This is a genomic window from Moorena sp. SIO4A1 (assembly GCF_010672065.1).
Classification (GTDB): domain Bacteria; phylum Cyanobacteriota; class Cyanobacteriia; order Cyanobacteriales; family Coleofasciculaceae; genus Moorena.
Genome location: NZ_JAAHHX010000001.1, coordinates 115,554 through 130,737, shown reverse-complemented (window position 1 = coordinate 130,737; position 15,184 = coordinate 115,554). Strand labels below are relative to the sequence as shown.

General features: G+C 43.9%; 13 protein-coding genes and 1 pseudogene. 6 read left to right on the top strand and 8 right to left on the bottom strand.

Going from position 1 to position 15,184, the window contains the following annotated elements; translation table 11 throughout:
- Positions 1-200: 200 nt before the first annotated feature.
- Positions 201-500, top strand: coding sequence for a type II toxin-antitoxin system HigB family toxin (locus tag F6K53_RS00550; protein ID WP_008189566.1), 300 nt, complete (start codon positions 201-203; stop codon positions 498-500).
- A 43-nt stretch (positions 501-543) separates the two neighbouring features.
- Positions 544-885 (top strand): transcriptional regulator, encoded by a 342-nt coding sequence (locus tag F6K53_RS00545; protein ID WP_293030498.1) that lies wholly within the window; start codon positions 544-546, stop codon positions 883-885.
- 371 nt (positions 886-1,256) lie between these two features.
- Here the strand turns inward: F6K53_RS00545 and F6K53_RS00540 are convergent, their stop codons facing one another.
- Positions 1,257-2,735 carry a leucyl aminopeptidase gene (locus F6K53_RS00540; RefSeq protein ID WP_293037654.1) on the bottom strand — a complete coding sequence of 493 codons (1,479 nt, stop codon included), beginning with the start codon at positions 2,733-2,735 and terminating at the stop codon, positions 1,257-1,259.
- Between the two features lie 418 nt (positions 2,736-3,153).
- Between F6K53_RS00540 and F6K53_RS00535 the strand changes: the two genes are divergently transcribed.
- The gene (locus F6K53_RS00535; RefSeq protein WP_075903707.1) at positions 3,154-3,777 is read left to right on the top strand and encodes a hypothetical protein; all 624 of its coding nucleotides are present in this window, start codon (positions 3,154-3,156) and stop codon (positions 3,775-3,777) included.
- 17 nt (positions 3,778-3,794) lie between these two features.
- On the opposite strand, the gene F6K53_RS00530 is transcribed toward F6K53_RS00535, so the two are convergent.
- Together F6K53_RS00530 and F6K53_RS00525 are read right to left on the bottom strand one after the other, a co-directional pair.
- Positions 3,795-5,039 (bottom strand): FAD-dependent hydroxylase, encoded by a 1,245-nt coding sequence (locus tag F6K53_RS00530; protein ID WP_293079581.1) that lies wholly within the window; start codon positions 5,037-5,039, stop codon positions 3,795-3,797.
- A gap of 46 nt (positions 5,040-5,085) precedes the next feature.
- Positions 5,086-6,288, bottom strand: a complete 1,203-nt coding sequence (locus tag F6K53_RS00525; RefSeq protein ID WP_293079578.1) for a transposase — start codon at positions 6,286-6,288, stop codon at positions 5,086-5,088.
- A gap of 51 nt (positions 6,289-6,339) precedes the next feature.
- Between F6K53_RS00525 and tnpA the strand changes: the two are divergent.
- A pseudogene (gene tnpA / locus F6K53_RS00520) lies at positions 6,340-6,724 on the top strand (IS200/IS605 family transposase).
- 609 nt (positions 6,725-7,333) lie between these two features.
- Here the strand turns inward: tnpA and F6K53_RS00515 are convergent.
- Together F6K53_RS00515 and F6K53_RS00510 are read right to left on the bottom strand one after the other, a co-directional pair.
- Positions 7,334-7,840, bottom strand: a complete 507-nt coding sequence (locus F6K53_RS00515) for a Uma2 family endonuclease (RefSeq protein ID WP_293037645.1) — start codon at positions 7,838-7,840, stop codon at positions 7,334-7,336.
- 163 nt (positions 7,841-8,003) lie between these two features.
- Positions 8,004-8,444 carry a DUF29 domain-containing protein gene (locus F6K53_RS00510; protein WP_293037642.1) on the bottom strand — a complete coding sequence of 147 codons (441 nt, stop codon included), beginning with the start codon at positions 8,442-8,444 and terminating at the stop codon, positions 8,004-8,006.
- On the opposite strand from F6K53_RS00510, the gene F6K53_RS00505 reads away from it, so the two are divergent.
- Positions 8,432-8,596: a hypothetical protein gene (locus F6K53_RS00505; RefSeq protein WP_293079575.1), complete on the top strand. Its 165-nt coding sequence runs from the start codon at positions 8,432-8,434 to the stop codon at positions 8,594-8,596. The two genes, F6K53_RS00510 and F6K53_RS00505, sit on opposite strands and share 13 nt — an antisense overlap.
- Here the strand turns inward: F6K53_RS00505 and F6K53_RS00500 are convergent.
- The gene (locus tag F6K53_RS00500) at positions 8,577-12,737 is read right to left on the bottom strand and encodes a TIR domain-containing protein (protein WP_293079572.1); all 4,161 of its coding nucleotides are present in this window, start codon (positions 12,735-12,737) and stop codon (positions 8,577-8,579) included. The genes F6K53_RS00505 and F6K53_RS00500 overlap by 20 nt on opposite strands.
- 113 nt (positions 12,738-12,850) lie before the next feature.
- On the opposite strand from F6K53_RS00500, the gene F6K53_RS00495 reads away from it, so the two are divergent.
- Entirely contained in the window at positions 12,851-12,988 is a 138-nt protein-coding gene (locus F6K53_RS00495; RefSeq protein ID WP_158517527.1) for a hypothetical protein, read from the top strand.
- Positions 12,989-13,002: 14 nt separating this feature from the next.
- On the opposite strand, the gene F6K53_RS00490 is transcribed toward F6K53_RS00495, so the two are convergent.
- Complete coding sequence (locus F6K53_RS00490) at positions 13,003-14,076, bottom strand: DUF4231 domain-containing protein (protein WP_293079567.1); 1,074 nt, start codon at positions 14,074-14,076, stop codon at positions 13,003-13,005.
- A 135-nt stretch (positions 14,077-14,211) separates the two neighbouring features.
- Positions 14,212-15,117, bottom strand: coding sequence for a hypothetical protein (locus F6K53_RS00485; protein WP_293067693.1), 906 nt, complete (start codon positions 15,115-15,117; stop codon positions 14,212-14,214).
- Positions 15,118-15,184 lie beyond the last annotated feature (67 nt).

Genomic DNA, 15,184 nt, shown 5'->3' with positions numbered 1-15,184 from the left:
TTCAAGACCAGTCCCATTCAAGGCAATCAGATTAAGCAACCGTTGTAATGGTTAGTGAACATAACTTGGAATAGCTCTATTCCCTTTGGTTTCAAAATAAAGCGATGCAGCGCGGTCTTGGGGGTTTCCCCCACTCGCTATTGCATCAAGACAGGAAATCAGAGTTGTGTCTAGGTTCAGGGCACCAAAGAGGATATCAAATGCATGTGATCAGCTATCGACGTTTGCGGGAATTTAGTGAAAAACACGCTGATTGCCATGATGCTCTCGATAACTGGTATAAGATTGCCAATCAGGCTACTTGGTCTAACTTAGTTGAGGTACAATCAGTTTTTAGAAAAGCTGAAGCAGTAGGAAATTTTACAGTTTTTAATATTAAGGGGAATAAGTACCGCTTAATTGTAAGTATAGATTATGAAAAGCATTTAATTTACATCAAGTATATTCTGAATCACGCAGAATACGACTATAATAACTGGAAGAATGACCCTTACTTTTAATCAAAAGCCATACAAAAAACTGTTAGTAAAATATCAACCTAAAATGATTAAAACAGAAGAAGAGAATGAAAAAGCTTTAGCTTTTGTAGAAGAGTTGATGCACCGACCTAAACGAACACCAGAAGAAGATGAAATTTATGAATTGCTGATTACATTAATTGAAAAATTTGAACAAGACTATTACTCCCCAGGGATTAGATCTGAGCCTCAGTCTATGTTACTTTTTTTAATGGATCAAAAAGACATAAAACCAGCGGATTTAGTGGGAATTATTGGCTCTCAAAAAACCGTTGATGACATCGTTAATGGGAAGCGAGAAATTAGCAAATATCAAGCCAAAACCTTGGGAGTTTTTTTTCAAGTTGATCCCAGTTTGTTTATGTAAAAAAAGCTCAAATCAAAATTTGGTAATACCTCAGTTCGATTTATAATAGTGTTGTCCATACTTATGAGGTACAAAGAAGTTTTTTACTATTCCCTATTCCCTAAAACTAATAAATTATGTACTTTAGCCAATTGCTTCTTTTGAAAACCCATAGCTAGTAATGCTGGGCGGAATTTAAAATTCAAAATTATGGCAGTCGCTCATGGGGGAAACCCCCAAGACCGCGCTGCATCGCTTTGAAAAGTATCTTTATTTCCGCCGTGCCTTACTATGGGATTGCTAAACTAAGGAATGATCTTAATGATCTTAAGTAATGATCTTAAGTATAGTTGGATCAGTTACCGATTACTCATTACCGATTACCGATTACTCTAAGTCTCACTCAATACCCAATTCACCAAAGTACGAACTGGAAAGCCAGTCGCACCAGAATTATTACAACCATTTTCTTTCTCAGTCCAAACTGTTCCAGCAATATCGATATGTACCCAAGGCGTTTCCTTAACAAATTGCTTCAAGAACAACGCTGCCGTAATCGAACCAGCTGCACGGGGCCCAGTATTTTTGAAATCAGCAATTTGAGACTTTAATCCCTCAAAGTACTTCTCTTCCATGGGCATCTGCCAGAGTTTTTCACCAGCCGCTTCTGCTGCCTCTTTAAACTGTTGCGCTATGGTTTCATCGGTTGTCCATAAACCAGCAATATCATTTCCCAATGCTACAACACAGGCACCAGTCAAGGTCGCTAAATCTGCGATCGCATCCACCTCTAATTTTTCCGCAAACACTAAAGCATCTGCTAGGGTCAGTCTTCCTTCCGCATCCGTATTATTGACTTCAATCGTCTTACCATTAGAAGCAGTAAGAATATCCCCTGGGTGCATAGCATGACCACTAATCATATTCTCCGTGGCCGCACTGATAAAGTGAACTTCGACATCTGGCTTTAACTGGCCAATTGCCTTAGCAGTCCCCAAGGTAGCCGCCGCACCCCCCATATCGATTTTCATAGTCTCGATGCCACTACCAGCACCTTTAAGATTCAAGCCACCGGAGTCAAAGGTTAACCCCTTACCCACAATCGCTAATTTGCGTTTTGGCGTGCCATCAGGTTTGTAGGTAATATGAATAAACTTGGGGGGCAGATCTGAAGCTTTGGCAACCCCTAGGAAAGCACCCATTCCCAGTTCTTCACAGGCTTCCCTGTCCAAGATTTCCAGGGAAAAACCATACTCTGAGGCCAGCTCCTCTGCTGTCTTAGCCAAACTAATTGGTGTCACCTCATTAGCTGGTGCTGCCACCAACTCTCGTGCCAAAATTACACCTTCACAGATTTTCTGAGCCTTATCAATCCCTGCTTCTTGCCCAGCCAATCCCAGTAAATCAATCTGTTCGAGCTTTGCGCCCTTATCCTCGGATTCCGACTTAAAGCGATTGTCTTGGTGTAGTGCCAGGATTATCCCCTCAGTGATCACTTGTGCCGTTACTGTGGGGTCATCATTAACCACGGGTAGGCTAATTCCAAGAGTTGTAATCTTTTGCTGTTTCGCAGTCCGGGCAATTGTGGCACTCCCACGGCGCAGTGTATCTAACTTCAGGTCATCTGGTTTACCCAATCCGACCAGGATAATTTTACGGATTGGGCTACCGGATCCCACACGGGTGACAGCAGAACTATTAGCGCTAGCTTTAAATTCTGTTTCCTCGATCAATTCTGTGATCGTACCAGCCAGTTTCTGATCCAACTCGGCTAAATCACCAGTCAGGTCTACAGCATCCTCAAATAACCCAATGGCTAGGGCATCGCCAGTCCAGTCTAACCGTGGTGTATCGATCCCTCGAATTTCCATATTTTTCTCTGTCTAGGTAGTTAAAATGAATAGTTTTGAGACCAATACCATAACAGATATCGACTGGTAATGGGGTGAGGGGTGTGGCGGGTAGTTAGTGTCAAGATTGTTGAAATTTTATCTGACGATTAACGAAAAAAACATTCTATCTGTGTTATACTTATAATTTATAATCATAAACTATCAATAAACTTGTTCCGGATCGAGACGTTTATGGCTCAAAATATCGAGTCAGTTAACACACAAAAAATAAATCCTCGACAACGCTATACGAAACTAAACATTTTTGTCGAGGTCTTACTGGCTTGACGAGGTAAGCCAAACTAGAAAGAAGTGTTCTATTGACTTAAGTGATGCTTTATTGTATATCCACTTGAGGAATATTTCCCCTTAATCGCTGATTTCTGGTTTCCATCCTATGCCTCTGCTCGACCCCAACCGTTCTTATAGCTTCAGTGAAATAGCCAAACTGAAAACTCCGACGGATGAAATCTTGGCAGAATATGGCTATTCACTAGAACGTAGCTTATTGGATTTACGGCAATATCGGGGTGAGTTAGATCGATTGCAGGAGCGCCAATCACGCCTCGAAGAAATTTTACCTTACCTGGATCTGAGCAACGAACAATCCCGGCGGGAGATGTTAATTGCACCTGTGATGGCAGATTTGATTCACTACACAAGGGCGCAGTTGCGAATTGAGTATTCACTCAAGGTAAGCAATCAGCTTCAAGGCGCGTTGGACTATTTGCTCAGGACAACGACTAATCTGTTAGTGGTTGAGGCAAAGCAAGAGGATCTTACCAATGGTTTCACTCAGATGGCAGTGGAACTGATTGCCCTCGATCAATGGGAAAAATGCCCATCGGTTGAGCAACAGCCACAGCTATTTGGAGCGGTTTCAACTGGAACAATCTGGCAGTTTGGTATTCTGCACCGTCAAGACAAATTAATCACCCAAATATTGACTCTCTACCGGGTACCAACCGATTTAGAACCCTTAACCAGAATTCTGATCGCAGCGCTCTCTAGCAGCAATTGAGTGCGAGAGCCACTGCTCTAGTGTTGAGCAACTTCAGGAATATTTCCCCTTAAACCAGTCATCAACTTCAAGGCATAAATCTTCACTGGACGAATCCGGCGCAGCATCCATAACCCGAGACGGCGTATCCCGACTATTGGTAACCAGTTGTTGGAAAAGATCCGATCTAGGGTATCGGTAAACCCTAGTATTACAAGATTCTCTTGCTTGCGCCAGTTTTCATAGCGCTTAAGAACCTCTATGGCTCCAATATCTTCCCCTGCTTGGTGTGCCTCAGTCAAGACTTGGGCAAGGGCAGCAGCATCGCGAATCCCAAGGTTTAGTCCTTGACCACCGACAGGATGGCAACAATGGGCAGCATCACCAATTAGTGCCAATCGTGACTGAATATAGCGATCGCTCTGCATCAATTGCACTGGAAACAAATAGCGATCGCATTCCAACTCCAAGCGACCCAACAGACCACCAGTGTAGTATTCCAGCTTAGCGAGAAACTCTTCTTCATCTAGTTCTTTTAAAGCTTTGGCTTCAGCATGGGGTGCTGTCCACACCACCTGGCAGCGATTCTCTGACAAGGGCAGCACCCCCATCGGACCACTAGGCCAGAAGCGTTCAAAAGCCGTATTATTGTGGGGCTTTTCGGTTTTAATCCGGGCAGTCACACAAGATTGCCAGTATTTCCAGCCACGAGTCGTAATCCTAGCCCTAGTCCGAATTTGCGATCGCGCTCCATCCGCCGCCACCACGAGCCTTGTCCTGATTCGATGCTTAGTATCACCCTCCTTGACAGTAATCTCGACCCCAGACTCCTGATAGTCTACATCCACTACTTCTGCTGGACACAGCCAGTCAACATTGGGGCAATCTGTCAAAAATTCTTGCAACGACGTTAGCACCGGACGGTGTTCTCCCACATACCCTAGGGCGTTGGTACCTAAATCTGAAGGGGAAAAATGCACCACACCGGAATGGTTAGCATCGGAAAGCCTGATCTGCCGAAATGTGCTAATCTGTGGCAGGATTTTATCCCAAACCCCAATACCTGCGAAAATACGCCCTGAGAGGATAGACAAAGCATAGGCTTGTACCCTGGCAACTGCCACTGACTTGGGTTTGGCTTCTATGAGTAATACGCTCAACCCAGAATGTTTCAACGCACAGGCCAGGGTAGAACCAGTAATGCCACCCCCGACAATGGCTAGGTCGTAATCAAAACTTTGATGGGTTGCTGAGGTAGTTTGAATCAGCAGTTCCAGCGCCATAACTATAGTAGTAAGTGTCTCGGTAAATAGTAATATATACTCTTTTTCATTTTGACATACTCACGCCCGCTGAAGCTCCGGTGATTCTTGACAGCTCATCGGGCTGTGCTACCGAAGTAGTCTTACCGACCCTCCCTGTCCGTTTAAGGTCGTGCCGATGCCCCATGCCGACCATTTCTATATTTCTAGCGGCATTCTCATCTCTATCCTGCTCGATTCCACAATTTACGCAGAGAATTGAACGCACAGATAAATCGAGCTTGCCCCACTTGAAGCCGCAATCTGAGCAGATTTGACTGGTAGGCTCCCAACGGTTGATCACCTGAAAATTTCGCCCATATTTATTAGATTTCGCCTCACAAAGCGTCCTAAACTCAGCCCAGCCCTGCTGGCTAATCGCTCGTGCCAACTTGCGGTTTTTAACCATTCCTGACACGTTCAAATCTTCCAAGACAATTACTTGGTTTTCGCTAACAATCTTGGTTGACAGTTTGTGCAGGAAATCTTTTCTCTTGTTGGCAATTTTGTTGTTGAGCTTGGCAATTTTAACGCGGGTCTGTTCTTTCCGATTAGATCCTTTCGGTTGCTTGGCCAACTTTCGTTGCACCTTGCGCAACTTTCGATCTAATTTTGAATAATCGGGGCTTTTGGCTTGAGTGCCATCACTCATGACAGCAAATGTCTTGATACCCAGATCGATTCCAATACTTTGGTTATCGGCACGGACTCGAACGGGTTCAATGTCCACGACAAAGCTTAAGAAGTAGTTATTGGCGCAATCCTTAATGATGGTTACAGAACTTGGGTTTGACGGCAATTCTCTAGACCATATTGGCTTGACTACTCCGATTTTTGCCAAATAAACCCCATCACCTTGAATAGAAAAACCTCTACGAGTTAATCGCGCAGATTGTCTGTTAGTTCTTTTTTTGAACCGTGGGGAGTTGACTTTGCGACCTTTTCGCTTACCGTTACAGGAATCAAAAAAGTTTTTGAACGCAACACCCAAATCAGCAACGGATTGTTGTAAGGGTACAACAGAAACCTCAGATAACCAACGTCGCTCCTCAGTTTTCTTAGCCTGAGTAATGACCAGTTTTTGTAAGTCCCCAGACTTCGGAACCTTTTGAGATCCCTTGCAGATTGCCAAAGCATCGTTCCAGACCACGCGAACACAACCAAACAATTTGGCTAAATCTTGCTTTTGTTGGTCTGTCGGATAGAAACGATACTTATATCTAGCTTTCAATGCATTTTATATAATAGGTATTTATTCCCATTATATATCAGTCTACAGGATGTGACAATGAGGTTCCGGAAAGAGCGGCATAGCTTTACAAACTTACAAATACACTTGGTCTGCGTTATCAAGTTTCCTCAGAAAGTTTTGAGAGACGCAAGCCTCAAAACCATTGAAGACTCGTTCTAAGAGGTGGCTAAAAAAATTAGGTTCGAGATAGCGAGAATTCAATGGAGAATCTGACCACGTACAGGTTTTAGTTGAATACCTGCCCAAATTATCGGTGTCAAAAATAGTTAATACCTTAAAGGGGGTATCAAGTTGTAGGTACGGACAGAACCGATACCCCAAACCATACCGAAAGACGGCGCTATGGAGTCCAAGTTATTTGGCTGTATCTGTTGGTGGCGCACCCATAGAAGCGCTCTTCGACGTATATCAATAATCTTTAAAAGCCGTCCTAGAAGCACGGGGCTTCAAACCCAAAACTTTCGGTGACGCTTTTAGATCAACCCATCAACTGATCCAATTTTGCTCAACCTGGAAACACACGACTTAACTCTAGGGACAGATCTCCAAGACCAGGAATGGTAACCGTTTCATTGGGCAACACTACCCGTTTGACCAAAAATTTTGGGTTTCAAGCCTGGCCTATGGCCACGCTAGGCGAACGCCCTTCTAGGGCGACTTTTCCAGAAGTTATAAAAAAAATAGTGTATAATATATCTAAGTGTGTAGCCTAGCACAGGCAGGATTCGTCGGTACTGCCTCACTCAACAACGACGTAAAGCGATGCTAGTACACGAGGCGCGAAAAACCTCTAAAACGCATGGGTCTTAACAGACACCGAAAACCAGTAAAGTACAAATTAAAAGTATATAACGTACCGTGGGGCACACGGGAACGGGAAATCCCAACGCTTAGGGAGACAAGCCCACTGGGGTTAGTTAAATTAGGCTCAATATTTGGTTCTTCTGGACGGATATTTGGCTTAAGTATTGCCTTTCAGGATAACTAATTTTAAGGCATGTCGTAGAACTAAGAATCCCCGCTCTTATAGGGCGGGGAGTGTCAAGCGATAGCCGAAATTTCTTTGAGTATCTTGATAGGGCTGAGTATAGCACTCTAGTTGACCAGCCACCAGGTTAACAATCCAGTAATCCTGAATTTGGTTTTCTGAATATAAGGATAGCTTTACGGTTTGGTCATACTCCAGGGTTGAATCTGACACCTCAATCACTAGGAATATATCCTTTGGATAAGGGTGATTTGGCAAGTAGTCATCCGCCTGACCCCATGCGATCGCAACATCCGGTTCCGGTTCACTGTCGTTCGATAGGATGATTGGTTCCTGTCCCCGTACCACCCCACGGTCGCCTACTAGTCTGTCCAACTCTCGCCATAACTTAGTGTTGCAAACCGAGTGGGACGTACCCTTCGCCACCATTTGTATTAACTCTCCCCGAATCAACTCCACCCGGTCATCTTCTGTTAGAAAACCATTATCAATCAAGCGATGATAGTCAGCTAGGCTAAAGCGTTTAGTTTTGATCAGGGTCATGATAACTTAACTTTAAAAATACAGCTTAATTGTATGAGGGGTTATCCGTTTCCCATTTATCAACCCGTGCCTCTAGTGCCTTTAGTTTTTGAGTCCAAGTTATGGGTTTAATCACCCCAATATCAATTAATTTAATATTCACTATATTATGCTAAAATAGGCTTTAATTTTCAGCTTCTGGTAACCAATCCTGATCTAAAATCAATTCAAGAGAATAGGGGCAAGCCTCTGGGAAAACCGAAACAGACATTCCTGTTTGCTGGGCTGCCTTACGGCGAGCCCGCTGATAGCTTTGTTCCAGCTGCTCAGCGGGATAGCTCCTGAGACTGGGACTATCTTCAATAGCTAACTCAATCTGAGTCCGAGCGTCAGTAATCGAATCCAGCCAGCTATCGGAGCGACGCTGATGCTGGTATTGCCACTTGAGCAAATGCAAAAGCAGGCGAATCAATTGGCTAGTAATTCCCCGCCTTTCACTCTTGCCCAAGTCTTCAACCTCCTCAATCAGATTTTCTAAGTCAATCTCTTGCCAACGACCTTCTCGCAACAACTGTGCTGTTTGTTGTGTCCAGGAATTAAAGTCTTTTGTGTATGCTTTTTCCACAAGTGTCTCTCCCTTTCTATACCCAATTTATCTCTTACTTTATTAACTCTTGCCTCTTGCCTCTTGCCTCTTGCCTCTTGCCTCTTGCCTCTTGCCTCTTGCCTCTTGCCTCTTGCCTTTCCTTAATCCAGTCTATTTTGATTTGGGTTTAATACCATCACAAAGAGTGCGATCGCTTTCATCGATTGCAGAATTGTGCTTGAGATAATCCCCTACCCAATCACAAGCCCGACCCAGAAGGTCATTGAAATCTAAACTTAGATCCATATCCCACATAATCACATTGCCACTGGAGTCAGATGAAGCCAGGATTTTGCCATCGGGACTGAAACTGAGGCTAAAAACGCCATCATTATGTCCAATCAGAGTTTCAAGTTCTTGCCCCTTCAAATTCCAGAGTTTAACCGTTTTGTCACCACTAGCCGAAGCAATCATCTTGCCATCTGGGCTGAAACTGACGCTAAACACCTTACCCTTATGCCCTTTGAGAGTTCGGATTTCTTTACCGTCTCTACTCCAAAGTTTAACTGTTTCGTCCTCACTACCAGAGACAAGCATCTGACTGTCGGGACTAAAACTGACACTCCAAATTACATCATCATGACCTTTGAGGATAGTAGGAGTTAAGCAAAAAGGCAAAAAATTTGTGTTATGGTCTGAGCCAACTGCTGGTTTTAAGTTTGCTGCTTTTAAGTTTACTGATTTTAAGTTTGCTGATTTTAATTCACCATTACATAAGTTTCCCCGACTCCAAAGCTTGATAGTATTATCATCACTACCAGCAGCAATCATCATACCATCGGGACTAAAATTAACACTTCTAACCGCAGCCCTAAGCTTTTTAAACCTTTGGCGTTCTCTTCCTTTAAAAGTCCAAAGCTTGACAGCTTTATCCCAACTGCCAGATACAATCGTCTGACTGTCAGGGCTGAAACTAACGCTAAAGACTCCAGCCTGATGCCCCTGGAGTGTTTGGATTTTTTTACCATCCTTACTCCAAAGTCTAACCTTACTATCCCGGCTACCTGTAGCAATAGTTTTGCCATCGGGGCTGAAACTAACACTAAACACTACATCCCTGTGGTTTTCTAGAACCTTTGGAGTCAAACAAAAATCCACCACATTGATAGTTTTACTAAACCTTCTCTCCCCTAATCCTTCCTTGCCACAGGTATAATCTAAATGCCATAGCTTAGCAGTTTTATCTTCACTAGCACTAGCCAAGGTTTTGCCATCTGGGCTAAAACTCACACTCCAGACATTACTCCTATGACCCTTGAAAGTGCGAGGTGTTTTCGCATATAAGCGCCAGAGTTTAATGGTTTTATCTTCACTAGCACTAGCCAGGGTCTTGCCATCTGGGCTAAAGCTAAGGTCATAAGCCCCAGCCTGATGCCCTCGGAAGGTTTGGAGTTCCGAGCCATCAAGGCTCCAGAGTTTAACAGTTTTATCCCGACTAGCAGAGGCGAGGGTTTTGCCATCCGGGCTGAACCTGACGCTTCTGACTCCAGGGAATTTCTTTGGAAAAGTCTTTAGTTCCCGACCATCAAGGCTCCAGAGTTTGATAGTCTTATCCCTACTAGCAGAAGCAATCATCTTGCCTTGGGGTGAGAAACTGATGCTATTAACCTCAGCCTTATGCCCCTTGAACGTTGCAATACTTGTCCCATCCAGGTGCCAGAGTTTGATAGTATTGTTACTTCCAGCAGAACCCAGAATTTTGCCATCCGGACTAAAGCTGATGCTGCGATATCCAGCCGCAATCCCCTCAAAGGTTTGGAGTTGGTTGCCATTGAGGCTCCACAGCTTGACAGTATTATCGTTACTAGCCGTAGCCAGCATCCTGCCGTCCGGACTAAAACTCACGCTCCGCACTCCACGCTGATGTCCTTTAAAGGTTTGGAGGTTTTTCCCGTCTAAGCTCCACAGTTTGACCGTCTTATCCTGACTAGCTGTAGCAATAGTCTTGCCATCTGGGCTGAAACTAACATTCCAAACGGTACCGTCATGTCCCTTAAAGGTTTGGAGTGGCTTACCCTTGCGGCTCCAAAGTTTGACAGTATGGTCTTTACTAGCAGAAGCAATCAGATTACCGTCAGGGCTAAAACTAACACTAGTAACCCAACTGTTATGGCCTACCAAACGGTTGTATTCTCTAACCCAAGACATTGCTCCGTGCAATGCTGTCCTAACCAGCCCCTCAGTTTCAGGTTTTACACTACGTATCTGTTTTTGCAGTTGCCGTGCAGCCCTGATTGCTTCGATCAGGGCATCAAATTCCTGATTTGATTCTCTCAGAGCCAGTGAATATCGACTCAGAGCATTAATGTGACCTTCCCTAACCGTTTCTGGCCGTTTCCATTGCATGAAAGCAACCAAGCCAAAGCCAACAGCTGCTGCAAATGCTGCACTCATCAAAGTAAGGGACAACCGTAAGATAACTAATCGACGCTTTTCCCGTTTTCTCAAAATCGATATGGCATCCCGACTTTTAGCAATATAGTCCTTGTGTAAAGGTGTCGCAGTCGGCTGTTTATCATTGGTCTCGGCATCAAGCAACCATTGTTGGGCAATAGAAAATTCGCTGCCACGCAACAGCAAATCTGTATCTTGCTTAGACTGCTGCCATTCCCTAGCTCGCTGCAACCATTTGGTGTGACTGCGCACATGCTCTCGGTCAGTATCAAGGGTTCTGACCAATTCACTGAAATTGGGATAAAAATCTCCTCCATGCCGGTTGAAATCAATCCACTGGATGCTAGCTAATCCAGGATGTAGCATTTTTGCTGGTACCTGTGAAGAAAGCACAGTCACAAACCGTTTATTTAATGTCTGAGCATAGTCTACCTCCCCAGCACAGTAGCGTGAATTTACCGAAGCAGGGGAAATAATAAATAAGAAATTATCAGAATGTTCAATTCCACGATAGATTTCCTCTTGAAAATCACTGCCCGGAGGAATACTTTCTTGGTCAAACCAAGTCGTTTTACCCTGTAACTGCAATGCCTCATTTAACTTCCTAGCCAAATCCGAATCAGTACGGGAATAAGAAATAAAAACGTCTAGATAAGATTCATGCTGTTGATTCCTGCTAGCCGCCAGAAATTCTTCATGTAATCCTAGGGGTGGATGTTCCAGACGTTGCCGATTTACTTTCAGCCAGTTTTCGTAATAGTTTAAATTGTGACCCCGCAATAAAATGCTAGAGTTGCGGTTTTGGCTCAGCCATTTTAGGGCTTTTACTAACAAAAGCTTATGCTCTTCGTAATAGAGCGCATCTTGATTTAATTCTTTTAATAATTGAGCAGCCATGAAGCGGTAGTTTGCTTCATTATTATACTTAGTAAAATCTAGGAATTGTAATGAACTAATTTTTGGTGGTATTTGGTCAATATCAGTGTCTTCAATAAGTAGGGATATAATCCGTTTATTGTGAGCCAAGGTGTGTTCAAGCTCTTGCTGACAGTATTTTGATTGAATCGAATTAAGTGAAATTAAGTAAATGACATTATCAGCTTCCTCAATTCCTTGGTTGATTGCCGCTTGGAATTCTATACCGGTTTTAATATCCGTTTCAGGTTTCCATATTGTGATTCCTTCCCGCATCAGGGTTTTGCCAAGTTTATCCTTTATATCTTGATCTTTATCAGAATAAGAGATAAACACTTGGGTCATTAAATTATTGGCATTTTTGGTGCTTTCACAAATAAAATCACAATGTAAATCCGTTGGCACACAAGGAGCCTGCTCTTTTTCAAACCGCACCTTTAACCAAGATTCAGCTTGAATACGTTCTGACTGGATTAACAGGTGGTTCGTTTTTTGTTGATTTCTGTCCCACTCCAGAGCTTTAACTAAAAACCGAGTATGCTGTTCTACATAATCAGCATGCTTACGGATGGAATTCATTAATTGTTTAAAGGATGCTTCAAAATCGTTGATTTTATCTTGGAAATCAATCCAGTTAAGTTTACGGATAATCGTAGGAATTTTGTCCCGAGGGGATTTAACATGCACTAAAGGAATAATGCGTTTATTGTATTTAATAGCCAGTTCAATTTCTTTGAGGCAGTATTTTGAATTAACGGAATGGGGGGAAATGATAAAAATGAAGTTATGAGTTCTTTCAATGCCATTATCAATCTGATGCTGCCAATCGACAGCAGGGGGAATGTCCTTCTGGTCAAACCAGACCGTTAAGCCAAATTGTGTTAATCTAGCTTCAAGTTTACTAGCAAAGGCTTTGCTGTCAGCACGTCCGTAGGAGATGAAGGCATCGAAAAATGTAGTCATTTGTCCAGGGGTCTAAGTGAGGATATCTACTTCACACTACACTTGTAACACCCTGGATTTCGTAAATCGAGCAAGCTTGAAGATTTGTCAGAGCAAGGAAATAGGGGCAACGGATGGGTAACGGATGGGTAACGGATATAACAGATGGGGAGCAGGTTAACAATGGTCAGGATTTAGGTGTCACCTCTGGTGCTATGCCCATAGCCTCAATGCTCACCACAAGAAAGCCAGTCTGTCAAGCACGTAAATAATATTATAAATGATCTCATTTAGTATCCACTTTCTTAGACGGAGACGGGTTTGTTCCCTTATCCTCCGACTGCTCGGTTTCACCATAGAGTTCTGCTAGTGCATCATTCATCTCTTGCACCCACCCTACATTTTCGCTTTGGATAGTTCTCTCTGTACTGATCACCAATAACTCAAATTTTTCCGATTTTTCCTCGTCTGAGAGACCATGCCACCAAGTGCTTATATCGTACAAATCATCAGCTGCTTGGTTGTAAGCAATCAGCGTTGTCTCAACCCGTTTCAATTCCAGGAAACTCGAAAATGCTGCAGCAAAGGCTGTACTGACCGCCACCCAGATGTCTTCACCCAGCGCCACCAGAAATGAACCCACACCGCCCAAGATATATACTCCCCACTGGTAGCCATGCAATTGTATATCAAGTTTCCTAGTTCGCTTTCGGTACCACTTAAACTGGTCTTCCACTCGCCAGACTAGGTAGTGTTCGGGGGTGAGGTCAGAAAACTTATCGTCTTGATGATGCTGTTGAGCTTCCTGATGTTTCTTGTCCTTGCTTTTCTTGTCTTTGCTTAAGGATGAGCGTTTTCTACGGGAAACTTCCCCCTCGTAGGGGCTAAAACTAGTGTGGTGAACTGTGGTTCCTTTTAGCCTTTGACTAATCACCTTGACCTTGCGTGCCAGCTTAGCATCCCGCGACGTGTTATCACTGTATTCCCCAACTTGCGCACGGTAACAGTAAATTTCCTTTTTAATTGCCTCGGCACTACCCCGTAACAGAATCCAATTGCCACCTTTGTCGAACTTAACTGCACCTGCTAGTAGTACACTTAGAGCAATTGGCACTAGTAGAAGAATGTAGTGAATTACTTTGACCGTCTGGTGTGAATCACCAAGGACGTCTACCAACTCTGAGTGGACCACAGCTAGCAAGGTAGCCAACACACTCAATACCAGAATTCCTATCCGCAGCAGGAAGAAACGTTTCTGAGCCGCTGTGGCATTTTTGCTGTAGGTACGCTGACGTTCCCAAGCACGTTTGAGGGTTGGGTTTGGCCCAGGGGAGTATGTAGGCTCAACTTCTGACGTCATGGCAGTCTAAGCTGTTGTGCATTTAAACTGTATAAGCGCGTGAAATCACATAAAAAAGATAGATCTCAGTCCCCTTTTGCCTTTAGCATGCATGCCTAAAGCCATTGCTAAAACAGATTTAAAATGCGTTTTAGCTTATGTACTCTTGACTGTGTACCTTGACTGTCTGGTCTGTCCCTCCATGATGATTTTAGTCAATTCACTGAATGGTTGTGAGAGGTCGTAACAGGTCAAATGATTTTGTTGCAAGTGATTTGGTTGTAATAGTTCGGTAACAGATTCTCGTGCTTCTTGTTCTGGATACCGTACTGCCATAGTAATTTCATCTGCCAACCGACCACTGCCCCCAAGAACTACCAATGGTCGTCCAGCTTTCTTGTTTTCAAATAAGTCTAGCAAGGTAATCGGCCCACCGTTAGCCATTACTGTCACTGATGGCTTTCCGTCTGCCAGGGTAGTAGCTATACGAGCCAACCAGGGGGATTCATCACCCCAGGTAGATCCAGGAATCAGCACAAAATGAGTATGATTTGGCTCCAGTGATGTTTGATCAGAAGATGAGGGGGGTGCATCAGGAAGCGCAATCTTGCCCACTGGGGCAATACCTACTAAGGGAAAGGTGCCAGCAATCTCAGCACGAGCTTGCCCCATCATCTGCATCACCCCAGTATCGGTACCGCCATCCACCACACATGCTCCGAGGGTTTCAGCAATGGGAGCTAGTACATTGACAAACAACAAGCGCAGACGAGCCATACTCTGATCACTCATCTTACTTGCCCCCCCGACTACCACTAGAACCGGACGGGAGCCGTGAAGACCGATTTGGTTCAGGGCAGCAGACAAGTCCATAGAATGATCCACTTGAATAGCACAAGCCGTTTGCCCATTCTTGAAGGTGAGTGTGAGAGGCTGGTTATTTAAGAACTGCTTGAAGATGAGATGGTTTGGCTTGTTTCCATGCTGGGACAAAGCACCAGACTTAGCTAAAACTCTCCTCTTGAGCAATCGGGGGGGAGCGATGCCTGCGCATCTAGCCATTAAGACCTTTTGGTGATCTGTTCGCTTTTGCTTTGTCTTGGCAGATAGAAACATTTAAAATTACCTA

Coding starts and splice junctions, on each gene's coding strand:
- F6K53_RS00550 (WP_008189566.1), top strand. CDS start 201: ATGCATGTGATCAGCTATCGACGTTTGCGGGAATTTAGTGAAAAACAC.
- F6K53_RS00545 (WP_293030498.1), top strand. CDS start 544: ATGATTAAAACAGAAGAAGAGAATGAAAAAGCTTTAGCTTTTGTAGAA.
- F6K53_RS00540 (WP_293037654.1), bottom strand. CDS start 2,735: ATGGAAATTCGAGGGATCGATACACCACGGTTAGACTGGACTGGCGAT.
- F6K53_RS00535 (WP_075903707.1), top strand. CDS start 3,154: ATGCCTCTGCTCGACCCCAACCGTTCTTATAGCTTCAGTGAAATAGCC.
- F6K53_RS00530 (WP_293079581.1), bottom strand. CDS start 5,039: ATGGCGCTGGAACTGCTGATTCAAACTACCTCAGCAACCCATCAAAGT.
- F6K53_RS00515 (WP_293037645.1), bottom strand. CDS start 7,840: ATGACCCTGATCAAAACTAAACGCTTTAGCCTAGCTGACTATCATCGC.
- F6K53_RS00505 (WP_293079575.1), top strand. CDS start 8,432: ATGCTTTTTCCACAAGTGTCTCTCCCTTTCTATACCCAATTTATCTCT.
- F6K53_RS00500 (WP_293079572.1), bottom strand. CDS start 12,737: ATGACTACATTTTTCGATGCCTTCATCTCCTACGGACGTGCTGACAGC.
- F6K53_RS00495 (WP_158517527.1), top strand. CDS start 12,851: ATGGGTAACGGATGGGTAACGGATATAACAGATGGGGAGCAGGTTAAC.
- F6K53_RS00490 (WP_293079567.1), bottom strand. CDS start 14,076: ATGACGTCAGAAGTTGAGCCTACATACTCCCCTGGGCCAAACCCAACC.
- F6K53_RS00485 (WP_293067693.1), bottom strand. CDS start 15,117: ATGGCTAGATGCGCAGGCATCGCTCCCCCCCGATTGCTCAAGAGGAGA.